This is a genomic window from Neorhizobium fuzhouense (assembly GCF_042611105.1).
GTDB lineage: Bacteria > Pseudomonadota > Alphaproteobacteria > Rhizobiales > Rhizobiaceae > Neorhizobium > Neorhizobium galegae_A.
This window is the reverse complement of sequence record NZ_JBHFFP010000012.1, coordinates 34,316-52,004: the sequence shown is the minus strand read 5'-3', so window position 1 is coordinate 52,004 and position 17,689 is coordinate 34,316. Positions and strand designations below refer to the sequence as shown.

Sequence of the window (17,689 nt, the reverse complement as noted above, 5' to 3'; positions counted from 1 at the left end):
AGTCTCCCGCAGTGCAAGCCTCAACCCCTCGCGGCATCTTGTGGCGAAACGGCGGCCGGATCGGGATTTTCCCCAGTCCTGGCAACCTTGACAAAGCCCGACAGGAAACGCGGCACGCGGCCTTCTGCCACGGGCGCCATGATCACGCTGACGCAGAGGAAGGGCAAGAGCAAGGCAAAACTCGCCGCAAGGCCGACATGTTCTGCAACAAAGCCGAGAAGGGGCGGCACGCCGATGCTGGAGAGGAGAAGCGTCAGCGAAAGCGCTGCAAGATTGTCGGCAGTCTGGCCACGGCCAAGATCCACCGTCGTTGCCACCGCCAGCGGAAAGCCGAGAGCAACACCGCAGCCGATGAGGAAAAGTGCTGCTGCCGCAAGCGGCAGCCCGCCGGTGGACAGAAGGGCCACAAGACCGATCGCAACACAGGCGGCGGAGCCGCGCACCAGCGTCAAGGGCCTGAACTTTTCACGCAGCACGTCGCCCACCATGCGGGTGGCGCCCATGCCGACGGTGAACCCCGCATAGAGCACACCGGCCGTTGCCGCATCCGCGTGCAGCACTTCGCGCAGGTAGAAAATGCCCCAGTCATAGATCGCCCCTTCGCTGATGCCGATGCCGAACACCATGATGCAGATGAGGACGATGATCCGGTCCGGCAGCACGAAGACCGGGCGTCGGCCGGATGGGCGCCGAACGGCGCGCGGCTCGACGGGCGCGATCTTCCAGACGACGAGGCTGGAGACAAGCACAAAGAGGGCCGCTCCCGACTGATGCACGAACGGGCTCACGTCGCGCGCGGCAAGGAAGCCCGAGACCAGCGAGCCGGCCAGCAATCCGACCGACCAGAAGCCGTGGCTGCGCGACAGGACCTTGCGGCCGGTGCGCTGTTCGATCCCGGTCGAAATCATGTTGGCGGAGACATCATGAATGGTGCGGAAGAAGCCAAAGAGCAGGAAGCCGAGAAAAAAGCCCCAGACCGGCACGATGGTCAGGAGCGGCGTCATCAGGCCGGCAATCGTCAGCATCAGCGGTGCTGCCACCCGCGGGGTCAGCGCCGCCGTCACCCGCCCGGCAATCGGCAGCGCCAAAAATGTACCAACCGGTGCGCCGAGCAGCGCCATGCCGAGCACCGCCTTGTCGACGCCGAGCCCCTGCTGAATGGCGGGAAGACGGGTGAAGAGGGAAACGAAGAGAAGCGCATTGCAAAAGAACAGCAGCGCGGGCGGCGCAAGAATGGGCATCGGGGAATTTATCCGGAACGGCGGGGGTGAGGTGATCACCTCTGGCACCGCTCTTGCCAATCAACAAGACGCGGCAGACCATGTCGCTGTGATCGGCGACGCTATTTGCGCCGTAGTGACCACAGGGAAACAGTGGCGGCTGCGGCAATCTCCGGTCGGCGCAAGCTTGCTGCCGTACACAGGGTCGTCTTGCCACGAATTCCCATCACGCAAGGGAGTGCATCATGAAGCTTCGAACCGTGCTTGGCCTTTTGCTTCTGACGCTCATCGGCGCCGTGCCGTCGAGGGCCGAAGAGACACTCGACACCGCCCGCGCCGTGATCGCCCGCCAGATCGATGCGCTGACGCACGGCGACGATGCGACAGCCTATGCGCTGGCAGCACCCGGCATCCGCAGCCTCTTTCCGGATCAGGCGCGGTTCAGCGCCATGGTCAGCCGCAGCTACGCGCCCCTGCGCAAGGCGGGGCGCTATGCCTTCGGACGGGCGAGAAGCGTAGAGGACGGCGCCATCGTCTATCAGGAAGTGATGATCGACGGAGAGGGCAGCGACTGGACCTGCGTCTACGAGATGCGCCGGCAGGACGACGGAGATTACCGGGTCAACGGCGTGCGACTGATCAAAAACACCACCAGCACAGGCATCTGACGGCTTGCCTGGCGCACGCCTTCACCGTCAGTCGTCGCCGCGAGCCCAGGCTTCCTGCGTCTCGGCCATGAAATCCTCATAGCGTCCCTGCGCGATTGCCGCGCGGATGCCCTGCATCAGTTCCTGATAGTAGGAGAGGTTGTTCCACGACAAAAGCATGCCGCCCAGCGCCTCGTTGGAGCGCACGAGATGGTGCAGGTAGGCGCGCGAATAATCGCGCGTTGCCGGGCAGCTCGACTGTTCGTCGAGCGGGCGCATGTCTTCGGCATGCTTGGCATTGCGGATATTGACCTTGCCCTTGCGGGTGAAAGCCAGACCATGACGGCCGGAACGGGTCGGCATCACGCAGTCGAACATGTCGATTCCCTTGGCGACGGACTTGATGATATCGTCCGGCGTGCCGACGCCCATCAGGTAGCGTGGCTTGCTGGTGGGCAGCACCGGCAGCGTGATGCCCAGCATGTCGAGCATGACCGCCTGCGGCTCGCCGACGGCAAGGCCGCCGACGGCATAGCCCTTCAGATCCAGCTGTTTCAGCCCCTCGGCGGAACGGATACGAAGGTTCGGCTGGTCGCCGCCCTGCACGATGCCGAACATCGCCTTGCCGGGCTGTTCGCCAAAGGCCACGCGGCAGCGTTCGGCCCAGCGCAGCGAAAGCTCCATCGCCCGCTCGATCTCCTTGGGCTCCGCCGGCAGCGCCACGCATTCGTCAAGCTGCATCTGGATGTCCGAATCGAGCAGGCCCTGGATCTCGATCGAGCGCTCCGGCGACATGTGGTGCGTGCTGCCATCGATATGGCTCTTGAAGGTGACGCCCTTCTCGTCAAGCTTGCGAAGGCCGGACAGCGACATGACCTGAAAACCGCCGCTGTCCGTGAGGATCGGTTCCGGCCAGCGGATCAGTTCGTGCAGGCCGCCAAGCCGTGCGACTCGCTCAGGACCCGGGCGCAGCATCAGGTGGTAGGTATTGCCAAGGATGATGTCGGCCCCGCCTTCCCGCACCTGATCGAGATACATGGCCTTCACCGTGCCGACGGTGCCAACCGGCATGAAGGCTGGCGTCCGGATGGTGCCGCGCGGCATGGAGATCTCGCCCAGACGCGCATTGCCGTCGGTGGCCTTCAGGGTGAACTGGAAGTTTTCGCTGGTCATGGGGTGTCGGTCTTCCGGAAAAGCAGGCTGGAATCGCCATAGGAATAGAAGCGATAGCCCGTGGAAATGGCATGGGCATAGGCGCGCGTCATCGTGTCGAAGCCGGCAAAGGCCGACACCAGCATGAAGAGCGTCGAGCGCGGCAGGTGAAAATTGGTCATCAGCACATCGACGGCCCGAAAACGATAGCCGGGCGTGATGAAGATATCGGTCGCGCCGGACCAGGCCTTCAGCGTGCCATCGGCGTCTGCCGCACTTTCGAGGAGCCGCAGCGAGGTGGTTCCGACCGAGACAATCCGCCCTCCCCGGGCTCTGACCGCATTCAGCGCCGCGGCGGTGGCAGCCGACACATATCCGATCTCGGAATGCATCTTGTGTTCGGTCGTGTCGTCCGCCTTGACCGGCAGGAAGGTGCCGGCGCCGACATGAAGCGTCACGAAGTGACGTTCGATGCCGGCAGAATCGAGCGCTGCAAAGAGGTCGGGCGTGAAATGCAGGCCGGCGGTGGGCGCAGCAACGGCGCCCTCCTCGCGGGCATAGATCGTCTGGTAATCGCGGCTGTCCTGCTCGTCTTCCGGACGCTTGGCAGCAATGTAAGGCGGCAGCGGAATGTGCCCGACGGCCATGATCGCCTCATCGAGCGCCGGGCCGGAAAGATCAAAGCGCAGCAGAACCTCGCCGCCCTCGCCCTTTTCCTCCAGCACGGCATCCAGCGTGCCGAGCGCACAGGTTTCGCCGGAATGGCCGAAGCGGATGCGATCGCCAATCTTCAACCGCTTGCCGGGCTTGGCAAAGGCCTTCCAGGCATCGGGCGCCACGCGCATGTGCAGCGTTGCCGAAACATGCAGATCCGGCGCGCCCTCGCGCGAGCGGACACCTTCCAGCTGCGCCGGAATGACCTTGGTATCGTTGAACACCAGCGCATCGCCGGGGCGCAGGAAGGATGGCAAGTCGCGCACCACGTGATCCTGAAGCATCGCCGCCCCGTCCGGCTGGACGACGAGCAGGCGGGCGCTATCGCGCGGGCTTGCCGGCCTCAGCGCAATGTTTTCCTCCGGCAGGTCGAAATCGAACAGGTCTACGCGCATGGTCTGAACCGAATGCTCCTGGCTGTCGTGCTGATATCCTCTGGCCTTTGCGGGCTTGCGCCGCTGATACTGCCAGATGCGGCAAAAGAAAAGCGCCCCGGCAGAGCCGGAGCGCCCGATGATGCGTGCGATCGCCGGATCAGGCTGCGATGTCGGCCGCAACCTTCATCGAGATGATCGAATCCGGGTCGGTGACGGGCTCGCCCTTCTTGACCTGGTCGATGACATCCATGCCCTCGATGACCTGGCCCCAGACGGAATACTGCTTGTTCAGCCACGGCGCATCGGTGAAGCAGATGAAGAACTGCGAGTTGGCCGAGTTCGGGCTCTGCGAACGGGCCATGGAGCAGGTGCCGCGAACGTGCGGAACGGCAGAGAATTCGGCCTTCAGGTCCGGCTTGTCGGAACCGCCCATGCCGGCGCGGGCCGGGTTGAAGCTTTCGCCGCCCTTCTTGCCGAACTTCACATCGCCGGTCTGCGCCATGAAATCGGGGATGACGCGGTGGAAGACGACGCCGTCATACGCGCCTTCGCGGGCCAGTTCCTTGATGCGGGCCACGTGACCGGGTGCGAGGTCCGGCATCAGCGCGATGACGACCTGGCCCTTGGTGGTTTCCAGGATGATGGTGTTTTCCGGATCCTTGATCTCGGCCATGATTCTCTCCTTCTTGACGGGCGTCGCGCCCTTTATTTTCCGACGGTGACCTTGATCATCCGGTCGGGGCTTGAAACTTCCCCATTGCCGCCCTGGCCGCGCTTGATCTTGTCGACATTTTCCATGCCCGACACGACCTTGCCGACGACGGTATACTGCCCGTTCAGGAACGAGCCCTGGTCGAACATGATGAAGAACTGCGAATTGGCGGAATTGGGATCCTGCGAACGGGCCATGCCGACAGTGCCGCGCTCGAACGGAACCTTGGAAAACTCGGCCGGAATATTCGGCAGGTCAGACTGGCCGGTACCAGCGCGGCGGGCATCAAAGCCCTTTTCCATATTGCCGAACTGCACGTCGCCGGTCTGGGCCATGAAGCCGTCGATGACGCGGTGGAAGGCGACATTGTTGTACTTGCCTTCGGCCGCGAGCTTCTTGATCTGCGCCACATGCTTGGGCGCAACCTCCGGCATCAGCTGCACGACAACCGGTCCGCTCTTCAGCTGGATGGTCAGGAAATCGTCGGCGGCCGCAAGCGCCGTCGATGCGAAGGACGCGACCGCCATGGCGCCGGCAAAGGCAAGGGTGAGAAGTTTCATCGGGTGAACTCCGTGTTGGACTGGGCGCCTCAGCGCTTGAGCTTCCTGGAAAGGGCATCGAGGACGGGAGCCGGCACGAAGGCCTTCACGTCGCCGCCCATGGCCGCGATTTGGCGAACCAATGTGGCCGTAATGGGCCGCGAGGCCGTGCCGGCCGGCAGAAACACCGTCTGGATATCCGGCGCCATGGCAGCGTTCATGCCCGCCATCTGCATTTCGTAGTCTAGATCGCTGCCGTCCCTGAGGCCACGGATCAGAAGTTTTGCGCCCGCTTGGCGCGCCGCCTCCACCACCAGTCCGTCGAAGGAAACGACCGTCAACTGCCCTGCCCGTTCCGGCAGGGCGTGGGACAAGGACTGGCGGATCAGATCCGCTCTCTCGTCGAAACTGAACATCGGGACCTTGCCGGGATGCACGCCGATCGCCACCGTCACCGCATCGGCAACATTGAGCGCCTGGATGAGAACATCCAGATGACCGTTCGTCATGGGGTCGAAAGATCCCGGATAGAAGGCTGTCCGCATTGCACCTCGCCTGGCAATTTGACGCCTTGTGTCATGGAAGCCGCCGGTTCGCAAGCGGTGAGCCCGATGAACGACAGATGAACGCAGCGTTCAAGGCCGTTTCAGGCGATCCATGATTAACTGTCATCATCGAAACGACGCGACACCCTCGTGTGTCACGAAGATGAATGAAATCAAGGCTGGCGAGCCTGATGACCGGCAAGATGCTTCCGCCCGCTGCGGTTGAAGCCCTTTCGATCAACGCCAGCCGGGGCTGAACCTTAACGATTCCTGAACGCCAGATGAACGGCGTCTTCAGGCAGGCTTCAGAGGCCACTCGGTAAGGTTCCGCCAAAATCGGGTGGAACCCATGAGCGTATTGTACGTTCTGGTCAACGAAAAGGAAGTTGGAAATGTTTGCCAAGAGAAAGACTGCCATGCCGGATACGATCACGATGATCAATGTGGTGTGGACGGCAGTCATTGCAGTCATGATGACTGCAACGGTCACGCTCTACCAGGGAAAATCCAACGTCAACGAAGTCCACTATACTCAGATGACGGGCAGCTATATGGAGCAGCCGTACTACTGAGTTTCATCCGTCAAGGAAGGAATGCATATGTACGTCACATTGATCGTTCTTGCTGGTCTGATCAGCACCATGTTTGTGGCAACTGTGACTTCCACCGTGACGGAATTAAAGCGCGAACGTGCCAACCTGCGCGATTTTGCCCGACGCCACAGCGCCTTCTGACAAAGGCGCTGGCCGACCGGATGGGAAGGCGGCGACAGCCACCCATCCTTCAATGAAGACCTGCTCCCAGGACTGACCGACCGGTAATCCCGGTCTTGAAAAAAGCCAGCGGCGAAAGCCCTGGCTTTTTTCATGGCGTTTTTTCCGCGAAGTAGTCACCGATCAGTCCGCCCATCCCTCGCCGTCAGGTCAACAAAAAGGCTGGGCGATCCGTCGCCCAGCCTTCAGGATTTCGTACGGAGAAGAAAGCCTATTCGGCCTGCCCCTCATCGCCGTCGCCGGATGCCCCGTCTTCTGACGGTGCAGTTGCCCCAAGGTCACCGGTCTCGGCCAGGACCTCTTCCGGCAGGCCTGCGGCCTCCTCGTCGCCTTCCGGCTCGCTGATGCGCTCGACAGACACGACCTTCTCATCCTTGGCGGTGGAGAAGATGGTGACGCCCTTGGTGGCGCGGCTGGCGATGCGGATGCCGTCGACGGGCACGCGGATCAGCTGGCCGCCGTCGGAGACGAGCATGATCTGGTCCTTGCCCTCGACCGGGAAGGCGGCGACCAGTTCGCCGATTTCCGCCGTCTTCGACGTATCGGTGGCGCGGATGCCCTTGCCGCCGCGGCCGGAGGTGCGGAAGTCGTAGGTGGAGGAGCGCTTGCCGATGCCCTTTTCCGAGATCGTCAGCACGAACTGCTCGCGCGCCTTCAGTTCCTGATAGCGCTCTTCCTTCAGTTCGCCGACTTCGCCGACCTCTTCGCCGACCAGCGCGATATCGTCTTCATCGACACCGCTGGCACGACGTTCGGCAGCCGACCGCTTGAGATAGGCGGCCCGCTCCCACGGTTCGGCATCTACATGGCCGACGATGGTCATCGAGATGATGCGGTCGCCGGGCGCCAGCGTAATGCCGCGCACGCCGATGGAATTGCGGCCGGCAAAGACGCGCACTTCATCGACCGGGAAGCGGATGGCCTGGCCAAGCGCGGTCGTCAGCAGCACGTCGTCGCCGGCATCGTTGTCGGCAGCGCCTGCCCCATTGCAGGTCTCGACGGAGAGGATTTCATCGCCATCCTCTTCGAGCTTCATGGCGATCTTGCCGTTGCGGTTCACCTGGATGAAGTCCGACAGCTTGTTGCGGCGCACGGTTCCGCGCGTCGTGGAGAACATCACGTCGAGGTTCTCCCAGCTCTTTTCATCCTCCGGCAGCGGCATGATCGTGGTGATGCGTTCGCCGGCTTCCAGCGGCAGCATGTTGATGAGCGCCTTGCCGCGCGATTGCGGCGTGCCGACCGGCAGGCGCCAGACCTTTTCCTTGTAGACGATGCCGCGCGAGGAAAAGAACAGAACCGGCGTATGGGTATTGGCGACAAATAGCCGGGTAACGAAATCCGTATCCCGGGTTGCCATGCCCGAGCGACCCTTGCCGCCGCGGCGCTGGGCGCGATAGGTGGTGAGCGGCACGCGCTTGATATAGCCGAGATGTGACACGGTCACGACCATGTCCTCGCGGGCGATCAGGTCCTCGTCGTCCATGTCCGGCCCGCCATCCATGATGACGGTGCGGCGCGGCGTACCGAACTCGTCGCGCACGGCGATCAGCTCGTCCTTGACGATGGTCTGGATGCGCAGGCGCGACGACAGGATATCGAGATAATCGCTGATTTCGGCGCCGATCTTGTTCAATTCGTCGCTGATTTCATCGCGGCCAAGCGCGGTAAGGCGTGCCAGGCGCAGTTCGAGAATAGCGCGCGCCTGCTCTTCGGACAGATTATACGTGCCGTCCTCGTTGATGCGGTGACGCGGATCGTCGATGAGGCGGATCAGGGCCTCGACATCCATGGCCGGCCAGCGGCGCGTCATCAATTGCTCGCGCGCCGTCTGCGGATCGGGTGCGCGGCGGATCAGGCTGATGATCTCGTCGATATTGGCAACCGAAATTGCAAGGCCGACCAAGACATGCGCACGGTCGCGCGCCTTGCGCAGAAGATACTTGGTTCGCCGGCTAACCACTTCCTCGCGGAAGACGGCGAAGGCCCGCAGCATGTCGATCAGCGTCAGCTGTTCCGGCTTGCCGCCGTTCAACGCCACCATGTTGCAGCCGAAAGAGGTCTGCAGCGGGGTATAGCGGTAAAGCTGGTTGAGGATCACATCGGCATTGGCGTCGCGCTTCAGCTCGATGACGACGCGGTAGCCCTGGCGGTCGCTTTCGTCGCGCAGATCCGAAATGCCTTCGACGCGCTTTTCGCGTACCAGTTCGGCGATCTTTTCGATCATCGTCGCCTTGTTCACCTGGTAGGGAACCTCGTCGATGATGATCTGCTCGCGGTCGCCGCGCATCGGCTCGACGCGGGCGCGCCCGCGCATGATGACCGAGCCGCGGCCAGTCTCGTAGGCGGCCTTGATGCCGGAACGACCGAGGATCAGCGCGCCGGTCGGAAAGTCGGGGCCGGGAATGATCTGCATCAGCTCCGGCAGCTCGATAGCCGGATTGTCGATGATGGCGATGACGCCGTCGATCACCTCGGACAGATTGTGCGGCGGAATGTTCGTCGCCATGCCGACGGCGATGCCGCCGGCCCCGTTGACGAGCAGATTGGGGAACTTTGCCGGCACGACGACGGGCTCCGACATGGTGCCGTCGTAGTTGTCGCGGAAATCGACCGTTTCCTTGTCGAGATCGTCGAGCAGCGCATGGGCCACCTTCTGCAGGCGGCATTCCGTATAACGCTGGGCGGCCGGCGGATCGCCGTCAATCGAGCCGAAATTGCCCTGACCGTCGATCAGCGGCATGCGCAGCGACCAGTCCTGCGCCATGCGGGCCAAGGCGTCATAGATGGCGGAATCGCCGTGCGGATGGTATTTACCCATCACGTCACCGGTCACGCGCGCCGACTTGACGTATTTCTTGTTCCAGTCCAGGCCGAGTTCATTCATCCCGTAAAGGATGCGTCGATGAACCGGCTTCAAACCGTCACGCACATCGGGCAGCGCGCGGCTCACGATCACGCTCATGGCGTAATCGAGATAGGACCGCTGCATCTCCTCCATGATGGAAATAGGTTCGATGCCGGGAGGCAGCTTTCCGCCGCCGGGGGTGCTCTGCTCAGTCAAATCGGATACGATCTCTGTTCGGAATCAGTTGGTTCTGTATAGCCGAAAGGCCGGTTCAACGCCAATTTACCGGCAGGTTTTGAACAGGCTTTTGCGACGTTTGCGGGGCAGATGCACGAAAGACCGCGCATCTGGAACTTTCCTCGCCCGCGCAACTGTCCTAACAATGTTAATGGGCCGCCGCAAGCGGCGTGAGGGGGAAGACGGATGGCGAGCGCAGATACCATCATGAGCGCGTTTACGACGCTGCTGGTCACGCTCGATCCGCCGGGGCTGGCGCCGATCTTCCTTGGCCTCACCGCCGGCCTGACGCGGGCGCAGCGGCGTCAGGTCGCCTGGCGCGGCTCGCTGATCGCCTTCTTTATTCTGGCGGTGTTTGCCGTCTTCGGCGCCGGCATCCTGTCGCTGCTCGGCATTTCGATGGGTGCCTTCCGCATTTCTGGCGGCATGCTGTTGTTCTGGATCGCCTTCGAGATGATTTTCCAGAAGCGCAACGACCGCAAGGAAGAAACCTCCAAGACGGCCATCACCATCGACCATATCCAGAACATCGCCGTCTTTCCGCTCGCCCTGCCGCTGATCGCCGGACCGGGCGCCATTTCCGCGACCGTCCTGCTTGCCGGCTCCTTTGCCCAACCGCTCGACCGTGCCGTTCTCATCCTGATGCTGGCGATGGCCATGGCGACCGTTCTCATCGCGCTGATGATTGCCGACCGGCTGGACCGATATCTAGGCGTGTCTGGCCGCGCGGTTCTTACCCGTCTGCTCGGCGTGCTTCTGGCCGCGCTCTCGGCACAGTTTGTCGTGGATGGCGTCAAATCGGCCTTTGCCCTCTGACGAACCAGGTCCGGCCTTCATCCGCGCGCCGATCGATCGGGCGCTCATCTGCGTCGGCTGTCGACGCCATCTACAACTCTTCCAGGCATATACGATGAGAATAACCGCTTATCTGCAGCGCTTCCTGCCATCGCAGCCACCCTTGAGTCTCAAGGAGCGGATCCGCGCTTCACTCGGCGCTCTTGTCGGGATCGCGATCACGGGGCTCGGCGGTGCCTTTGCGCTCAGCCAGGGCTTGATGGCGCCCATGCTGATTGCGCCGATGGGGGCCTCGGCAGTGCTCCTGTTTGCCGCTCCCTCCAGCCCGCTGGCGCAGCCATGGTCCGTGATCGGTGGAAACGGACTGTCCGCGCTGATGGGGGTCATCGCCTGCCTTCTCGTGCCAGACCCGGTTATGGCCGCAGCACTTGCCGTCAGCCTTGCGATCGCGGTGATGTCGGCCTGTCGCTGCCTGCATCCACCGGGCGGGGCCATGGCGCTGACGGCCGTGATCGGCGGCGGCGCCATACAAAACCTCGGTTTCGGCTTCGTGCTATGGCCCGTCCTCGGCAGTTCGCTGCTGCTTCTCCTATCCGCGCTCGCCTATCATCTCCTGACCGGCGGCCTCTACCCACACCGCCCCCAGACCTCGCCCCAGGCTCATGCAACGGAAGATCCCGCGCCACTGGCGCGCATCGGCTTTCTCGCGGAAGATCTTGATGAGGTGCTGAAGGATTATGACCGGTTTCTGGATATCGACCGGGGCGATCTGGAAACCATCCTGCGGCGCACGGAACTGCGCTCCTACCGCCGGCGCGCCCAGCATGCCGATTGCGGCAGCGTCATGTCGCGCGATGTCGTGGCGGTGGCGCCCGATACCAGCCTCCAGGAAGCCTATGCCCTGATGCGCCGCCACCGGTTCCACGCTCTGCCCGTCACCGACGAGCAGGCCAGGGTTGTCGGTATCGTCACGCAGAGCGATTTCCTGCATAAGCCGCGCTGGGTGGCGGGGCGTCCGCGCATTGCCATCAGACAGCGCCTTCGCCTGATGCTGGCGGGCGCTTCAGCGCCAAACGATACCGTCAAGGACATCATGACCACCCCCGTGCGCACGGTCAGCGCCGATATGCCGATCGCCGACGCCATTATCGCCTTTGCCGAAGGCGGCCTGCACCATCTGCCCGTCGTGCGGGGCGGAAACCGGCTTGCGGGCATCATCTCGCAATCCGATGCACTGGTGGCCATGCTGGAGGACAAAACGGCCGGCGGAAGCCCTCCTCCACCGGCCGTTGCGTAAATTTGTTCGCGGATAGAACGGATCGATCAGAATGGGATATCGTCGTCCAGATCGCGCGCGAAACCGCCGCCGGAGGACTGGCCACCGCGGCCGGAGCTTGCGGGAGCACGGTCGTAATCGTCGCCGTAGCCGCCACCGAAATCACCACCGCCAGCGGGCTGGCCGCCAGAACGGCCGCCACCAAAGCCAGCGCCCTGCCCGCCACCTTCACCCCGGCCGCCCAGCATGGTCAGCGTGGAGTTAAAACCCTGCAGCACGATTTCGGTCGAATAGCGGTCATTGCCGGTCTGGTCCTGCCACTTGCGGGTCTGAAGCTGGCCTTCGATATAAACCGTTGCACCCTTCTTCAGGTATTGCTCGGCAACCTTGCAGAGACCTTCGTTGAAGATCACCACGCTGTGCCATTCGGTTTTTTCCTTGCGCTCGCCGCTGTTGCGGTCGCGCCAGGTTTCAGACGTTGCAATGCGCAGGTTGGCAATCGGCCGGCCGTCCTGCGTCCGACGGATTTCCGGGTCGGCACCGAGATTGCCGATCAAAATTACCTTGTTGACGCTGCCAGCCATTTTTTCACCTTGTCTGCTGCCGCATGCGGCACGCGAATTTTAAAAACCTTTCCCACTCTACCCCATTGCCGGCGGCGAATGGGTTTTGGAGATCGGTAATCCACAAGCAAATTTGTTCTTTCTTTGTTCTAGTATTCCGCTATGATCCTGTCAACGTCCGGATGCGTAGCACGAATCGAAAAGCCACTCGGCAACGCCTTTCGCCTCGACACCGGCCGATGGATCACTAGATAAGGGACTTGTCCTCCCACAGAGCCTTTTTCACGATGAGCGAACTCAAGACGATTTCCATTCGCGGCGCCCGCGAGCACAATCTCAAGGGCATCGATCTCGACCTGCCCCGCAACAGCCTGATCGTGATGACCGGCCTGTCCGGATCGGGAAAATCATCCCTGGCCTTCGACACCATTTATGCGGAAGGCCAGCGGCGCTATGTCGAGAGCCTGTCGGCCTATGCGCGCCAGTTCCTGGAAATGATGCAGAAACCGGATGTCGACCAGATCGACGGCCTGTCGCCAGCCATTTCCATCGAGCAGAAGACGACGTCGAAAAACCCGCGGTCGACGGTCGGCACCGTCACCGAAATCTACGACTATATGCGCCTTCTGTTTGCGCGCGTCGGCGTGCCCTATTCGCCCGCCACCGGCCTTCCGATCGAAAGCCAGACGGTGAGCCAGATGGTGGACCGGGTTCTCGCCTTCGAGGAAGGCACCCGTCTCTACATTCTCGCGCCACTCGTGCGCGGCCGCAAGGGCGAGTACAAGAAGGAACTTGCCGACCTGATGAAGAAGGGTTTTCAGCGCGTAAAGGTGGATGGCACCTTTTACGAGATCGCCGAAGCCCCGACGCTCGACAAGAAATACAAGCACGATATCGACGTGGTGGTCGACCGCGTCGTGGTGCGCTCCGATATCGGCGCGCGTCTCGCCGACAGTTTGGAGACATGCCTGCGATTGGCCGACGGACTGGCGATCGCCGAATTTGCCGACAAGCCGCTGCCGCCGGAAGAAACGTCCGCGGGCGGTTCGGCCAACAAATCGCTCAACGAAACCCATGAGCGGGTGCTGTTTTCGGAAAAGTTCGCCTGCCCCGTTTCCGGCTTCACCATTCCGGAAATCGAGCCGCGGCTGTTTTCCTTCAACAACCCGTTTGGCGCCTGCCCGACCTGCGATGGTCTGGGCTCGCAGCAGAAGGTGGATGAGGCACTCATCGTGCCGGAGCCGGAGCGCACGCTGAAGGACGGCGCGATTGCGCCCTGGGCCAAATCCTCCTCGCCCTATTACAACCAGACGCTCGAGGGCCTCGGCAAGGTCTATGGCTTCAAGCTGTCCGACCGCTGGGCAAAGCTGTCGAAGGAGGCGCAGAGCGCCATCCTGCATGGCACCGACGAAAAAATCGAATTTCACTATATCGATGGCGCCCGCGCCTACAAGACGACGAAGAATTTCGAAGGCATCGTGCCGAATCTCGAGCGCCGCTGGAAGGAAACCGACAGTGCCTGGGCGCGCGAGGAGATCGAGCGCTACATGTCGGCCGCCCCCTGCCCGGCCTGCAACGGCTTTCGCCTGAAGCCGGAAGCGCTTGCGGTGAAGATCGACAAGCTGCACATCGGCGAAGTCACGCAGATGTCGATCAAGGTGGCGCGTGACTGGTTCGAGGACCTGCCGGAGCGTCTGACGTCCAAGCAGAACGAGATTGCCGTGCGTATTCTCAAGGAGATCCGCGAACGCCTGCGGTTCCTCAACGACGTCGGGCTCGATTATCTCAGCCTCTCGCGCAATTCCGGCACGCTGTCTGGCGGCGAAAGCCAGCGCATCCGGCTTGCCTCGCAGATCGGCTCGGGTCTGACCGGCGTGCTCTACGTGCTGGACGAGCCCTCGATCGGCCTGCACCAGCGCGACAATGCCCGTCTTCTCGACACGCTGAAACACCTGCGCGACATCGGCAATACGGTGCTGGTGGTCGAGCATGACGAGGATGCGATCCTGACGGCCGATTATGTCGTCGATATCGGTCCGGCGGCCGGCATCCATGGTGGCGAGGTGATTGCCGCCGGCACGCCGCAGGAGGTGATGGCGCATCCGAAATCGCTGACGGGCAAATATCTGTCCGGCGAGCTCGGCGTTCCCGTGCCGGCTGAGCGGCGCAAGCCGAAGAAGGGTCGCGAGATCAAGGTGGTCGGCGCCCGGGGCAACAACCTGAAAAATGTCACGGCGGCGGTGCCGCTTGGGCTTTTCACGGCCGTCACCGGCGTGTCCGGCGGCGGAAAATCGACCTTCCTCATCGAGACGCTCTACAAGGCGGCGGCGCGGCGCGTCATGGGTGCCCGGGAAATTCCGGCCGACCACGACCGCATCGACGGCTTCGAATTCATCGACAAGGTGATCGATATCGACCAGTCGCCGATCGGGCGCACACCACGCTCCAACCCGGCCACCTATACCGGCGCTTTCACGCCAATCCGCGACTGGTTTTCCGGCCTGCCGGAAGCGAAGGCTCGCGGCTACCAGCCCGGCCGTTTCTCGTTCAACGTCAAGGGAGGCCGCTGCGAAGCCTGCCAGGGCGATGGCGTGATCAAGATCGAGATGCACTTCCTGCCGGACGTCTATGTCACCTGCGACGTCTGCCATGGCAAGCGCTACAATCGCGAGACGCTCGATGTCACCTTCAAGGGCAAGTCGATCGCCGACGTGCTCGACATGACGGTCGAGGAAGGCGTCGACTTCTTCTCGGCAGTGCCGGCCGTGCGTGACAAGCTGCAGGCGCTGTTTGATGTCGGGCTCGGCTATATCAAGGTCGGCCAGCAGGCCAATACGCTCTCGGGCGGCGAGGCGCAGCGCGTGAAGCTTGCCAAGGAACTGTCGAAACGCTCGACCGGCCGCACGCTCTACATCCTCGACGAACCGACGACGGGGCTTCACTTCCACGACGTGGCAAAGCTCCTGGAAATGCTGCATGAGCTCGTCAACCAGGGCAATTCAGTTGTCGTCATCGAGCACAATCTCGAAGTCATCAAGACGGCCGACTGGGTCATCGATATCGGCCCGGAAGGCGGAACCGGCGGCGGTGAAGTGGTGGCAACTGGGACGCCGGAAGCCATCGTGAAGGAAAAGCGCTCCTATACGGGCCAGTTCCTCAAGGATCTCCTGGAGCGCCGGCCCGTTCAGAAAATCGAGGCGGCGGAGTGATCCGCCGTCACCAGAGGGTGCGAACGGGAAAGGTGCTAAAGGCTGCGTCGATGGTGACGAGCGGCGCGTCCTCTGTCAGGCTTTGCGCCGCAAGGAGCCGGTCAAAGGGGTCCTTGTGGCCAGAGGTAAGCTGTCCTGCGCGAAGGGCGTGAACATGATCGACGGGAAGCAGCGAAAACCGCTCCGCAGCCACGAGCGTTTCAAAATCCGAAACAATGGTAGCGACCTCCGGCCATTTGCCAAGGCGATGCTTGGTCGCAATTTCGAATGCGGAAATTGTGCTCACCATAATCTCGTTCTCACGAGCGGTGATCAGGGTTCTGGCATCGCGTCCAAGGCGAGGATCATCAAACAGCCACCACACCAGAGCGTGGGTGTCGAGCAGCAGCTTCATTTTCCGTTATCTGCAGGGTGGGAGTATTCACCCTCCCAGGCCGCCAGCTCGTCCTCGGACATCGGTTCCAGAAACAGGTCCGCCGGTATTTTGTCGCGAAGATGCGCAAGAGCACCGGGCCTGCGAAATCCGACAGCCTTGTCCTCGCTTTCCGCGAGCCGCACCAACCTTGCCACAGGCGCGTCGTCACGGGCCAGCACGATCTCTTCGCCGGCCTCGACTCGGTCTATTAGCTTGGACAATTCGGTATCGGACTTTGCAATGCGGATCACGGTCATGGGCAGTCCTCGCGCTCGTCTGGCCCTCAATCTAATCCTTTCACCTCTGCGTCTCAATGGGAGCTTGGCATGACCCAATCCGGCATCATCCGCACCGGCATCGGCGGCTGGACCTTCGATCCCTGGGAGGGCACGTTCTATCCGGAAAAGCTTGCCAAGAAGCGCCAGCTGGAATTTGCCAGTCGCGAGCTGACCGCGATCGAGGTGAACGGCACCTATTATTCCAGCCAGAAGCCGGCGACATTCGCCAAATGGGCGGCGGAGGTGCCGGAGAATTTTGTGTTTTCGCTGAAGGCCAGCCGCTATTGCACCAATCGCAAGGTGCTGGCGGAGGCGGGTCCGTCCATCGAAAAATTCCTGCAGCAGGGCATTGCCGAACTCGGGCCCCATCTTGGCCCCATTCTCTGGCAGTTCATGGGCACGAAAAAATTCGAGCCGGAAGATTTCGAAGCCTTTCTGCAGCAGCTTCCGAAAACGCTGGATAGCCTGCCGCTTCGCCATGTGGTGGAGCCGCGCCATGAGAGTTTCTGCACGCCGGAATGCGTGGCGCTCCTGTCGAAATATCAGGTGGCTGCCGTCTGTGCCGATCATGCCGACTATCCGATGTTTGCCGATGTAACGGCCGACTTCGTCTATGCCCGCCTGCAGAAGGGAACGGACGACATGCAAAGCTGCTACCCGCCGAAAGACATCGATCTCTGGGCAAAGCGGGTGAAAACCTATGCAGAGGGCAAGGTGCCCGATGATCTGGCGCTCCATGCGCCGGACCGGCAGGTGCCTGCAAAACCGCGCGACGTCTTTGCCTTCTTCATCTCCGGCGGTAAGGTGAATGCGCCGAACGGCGCCCGTCTGCTGCAGAAGGCTGTGGCGCAGTGATGGTGGACGGGTTGGCCGGCCGCGCCGCCCGCATTTGGATTGCGCAAGCAGGTCCATCGAACTTTGCCGATCTGCAGGCGATTGAAAGAGCAGCCTTCGCATCGCTCGCGGCTGCGGGCGGGGTAGCGGGCGAACCGGTGGTGAGCGCCAAGGACGATCTGCAAGCCTATTGCGACTCAGGCTTTTTGCTGGCGGCCTTTGATGCCGAAAGACCGGTTGCCTTTGCCGGTGGGCTGGTTCTGCACGATCGGCTGCATGTGGCGGAAATGGATGTCCATCCCGACTGGCAGCGCCTGGGTCTTGGCACGCGATTGCTGGAGGCGCTGCTTGAGGCGGCAAAGGTCCGTCCCCTGCGCGGCGCTTCGCTGACGACGGATCGCTGGGTGCCGTTCAATGCGCCTTTCTACCGGCGCTTCGGCTTTGTCATTGTCGAAGCAAAAGACTGTCCGGATCACCTGGGAAAGATTGTGGCCCGGGAGGTGCGCATGGGTCTTGATCCACTGCGTCGGGTTGCCATGCTCCTTGATTTTTCCTGAG

At 62.2% G+C, this 17,689-nt stretch carries 18 protein-coding genes; 8 read left to right on the top strand and 10 right to left on the bottom strand.

All coding sequences use genetic code 11. The annotated features are described in order from the left end of the window. Window positions 1-20: 20 nt before the first annotated feature. Window positions 21-1,241 (bottom strand): MFS transporter, encoded by a 1,221-nt coding sequence (locus tag ACEXP3_RS19455; protein ID WP_377298709.1) that lies wholly within the window; start codon window positions 1,239-1,241, stop codon window positions 21-23. A gap of 224 nt (window positions 1,242-1,465) precedes the next feature. On the opposite strand from ACEXP3_RS19455, the gene ACEXP3_RS19450 reads away from it, so the two are divergent. Continuing rightward, window positions 1,466-1,888, top strand: coding sequence for a DUF4864 domain-containing protein (locus tag ACEXP3_RS19450; RefSeq protein ID WP_377298708.1), 423 nt, complete (start codon window positions 1,466-1,468; stop codon window positions 1,886-1,888). Between the two features lie 27 nt (window positions 1,889-1,915). On the opposite strand, the gene tgt is transcribed toward ACEXP3_RS19450, so the two are convergent. The 5 genes from tgt to coaD form a co-directional block, all read right to left on the bottom strand. Next, window positions 1,916-3,040 (bottom strand): tRNA guanosine(34) transglycosylase Tgt, encoded by a 1,125-nt coding sequence (tgt, locus tag ACEXP3_RS19445; protein WP_377298707.1) that lies wholly within the window; start codon window positions 3,038-3,040, stop codon window positions 1,916-1,918. Then, entirely contained in the window at window positions 3,037-4,128 is a 1,092-nt protein-coding gene (gene queA / locus ACEXP3_RS19440; protein WP_377298706.1) for a tRNA preQ1(34) S-adenosylmethionine ribosyltransferase-isomerase QueA, read from the bottom strand. Before queA ends, tgt begins: the two co-directional genes overlap by 4 nt. 139 nt (window positions 4,129-4,267) lie before the next feature. Further along, complete coding sequence (locus ACEXP3_RS19435) at window positions 4,268-4,783, bottom strand: peptidylprolyl isomerase (RefSeq protein ID WP_210105106.1); 516 nt, start codon at window positions 4,781-4,783, stop codon at window positions 4,268-4,270. Window positions 4,784-4,815: 32 nt separating this feature from the next. Continuing rightward, entirely contained in the window at window positions 4,816-5,382 is a 567-nt protein-coding gene (locus ACEXP3_RS19430) for a peptidylprolyl isomerase (RefSeq protein WP_210105107.1), read from the bottom strand. 29 nt (window positions 5,383-5,411) lie between these two features. Further along, entirely contained in the window at window positions 5,412-5,906 is a 495-nt protein-coding gene (gene coaD / locus ACEXP3_RS19425) for a pantetheine-phosphate adenylyltransferase (RefSeq protein WP_210105108.1), read from the bottom strand. A gap of 392 nt (window positions 5,907-6,298) precedes the next feature. Between coaD and ACEXP3_RS19420 the strand changes: the two genes are divergently transcribed. Both ACEXP3_RS19420 and ACEXP3_RS19415 read left to right on the top strand, forming a co-directional pair. Beyond that, a complete protein-coding gene (locus tag ACEXP3_RS19420) occupies window positions 6,299-6,478 on the top strand; it encodes a hypothetical protein (protein ID WP_210105254.1) in 180 nt (59 codons plus the stop codon). Between the two features lie 27 nt (window positions 6,479-6,505). After that, window positions 6,506-6,640, top strand: a complete 135-nt coding sequence (locus ACEXP3_RS19415) for a hypothetical protein (RefSeq protein WP_281067731.1) — start codon at window positions 6,506-6,508, stop codon at window positions 6,638-6,640. A gap of 250 nt (window positions 6,641-6,890) precedes the next feature. On the opposite strand, the gene gyrA is transcribed toward ACEXP3_RS19415, so the two are convergent. Continuing rightward, a complete protein-coding gene (gene gyrA, locus ACEXP3_RS19410; protein ID WP_377298705.1) occupies window positions 6,891-9,740 on the bottom strand; it encodes a DNA gyrase subunit A in 2,850 nt (949 codons plus the stop codon). A gap of 207 nt (window positions 9,741-9,947) precedes the next feature. On the opposite strand from gyrA, the gene ACEXP3_RS19405 reads away from it, so the two are divergent. Together ACEXP3_RS19405 and ACEXP3_RS19400 are read left to right on the top strand one after the other, a co-directional pair. Then, window positions 9,948-10,577, top strand: coding sequence for a MarC family protein (locus tag ACEXP3_RS19405; RefSeq protein ID WP_377298704.1), 630 nt, complete (start codon window positions 9,948-9,950; stop codon window positions 10,575-10,577). A 100-nt stretch (window positions 10,578-10,677) separates the two neighbouring features. Next, on the top strand, window positions 10,678-11,853 hold the full coding sequence (locus tag ACEXP3_RS19400) for an HPP family protein (protein ID WP_377298880.1): 1,176 nt from the start codon (window positions 10,678-10,680) through the stop codon (window positions 11,851-11,853). Window positions 11,854-11,879: 26 nt separating this feature from the next. Here ACEXP3_RS19400 and ACEXP3_RS19395 read toward each other — a convergent pair whose 3' ends face one another. Further along, a complete protein-coding gene (locus ACEXP3_RS19395; protein WP_210105112.1) occupies window positions 11,880-12,416 on the bottom strand; it encodes a single-stranded DNA-binding protein in 537 nt (178 codons plus the stop codon). 266 nt (window positions 12,417-12,682) lie between these two features. On the opposite strand from ACEXP3_RS19395, the gene uvrA reads away from it, so the two are divergent. After that, window positions 12,683-15,604 (top strand): excinuclease ABC subunit UvrA, encoded by a 2,922-nt coding sequence (gene uvrA, locus ACEXP3_RS19390; protein ID WP_377298703.1) that lies wholly within the window; start codon window positions 12,683-12,685, stop codon window positions 15,602-15,604. A 7-nt stretch (window positions 15,605-15,611) separates the two neighbouring features. Here uvrA and ACEXP3_RS19385 read toward each other — a convergent pair whose 3' ends face one another. Both ACEXP3_RS19385 and ACEXP3_RS19380 read right to left on the bottom strand, forming a co-directional pair. Continuing rightward, window positions 15,612-15,998, bottom strand: a complete 387-nt coding sequence (locus ACEXP3_RS19385; protein WP_377298702.1) for a type II toxin-antitoxin system VapC family toxin — start codon at window positions 15,996-15,998, stop codon at window positions 15,612-15,614. Next, a complete protein-coding gene (locus ACEXP3_RS19380) occupies window positions 15,995-16,276 on the bottom strand; it encodes a type II toxin-antitoxin system Phd/YefM family antitoxin (protein ID WP_377298701.1) in 282 nt (93 codons plus the stop codon). The genes ACEXP3_RS19385 and ACEXP3_RS19380 overlap by 4 nt, the downstream gene beginning before the upstream one ends. A 69-nt stretch (window positions 16,277-16,345) precedes the next feature. Between ACEXP3_RS19380 and ACEXP3_RS19375 the strand changes: the two genes are divergently transcribed. Continuing rightward, on the top strand, window positions 16,346-17,152 hold the full coding sequence (locus ACEXP3_RS19375) for a DUF72 domain-containing protein (protein ID WP_377298700.1): 807 nt from the start codon (window positions 16,346-16,348) through the stop codon (window positions 17,150-17,152). After that, window positions 17,152-17,688 carry a GNAT family N-acetyltransferase gene (locus ACEXP3_RS19370; protein WP_377298699.1) on the top strand — a complete coding sequence of 179 codons (537 nt, stop codon included), beginning with the start codon at window positions 17,152-17,154 and terminating at the stop codon, window positions 17,686-17,688. Before ACEXP3_RS19375 ends, ACEXP3_RS19370 begins: the two co-directional genes overlap by 1 nt. Window position 17,689: the final 1 nt, after the last annotated feature.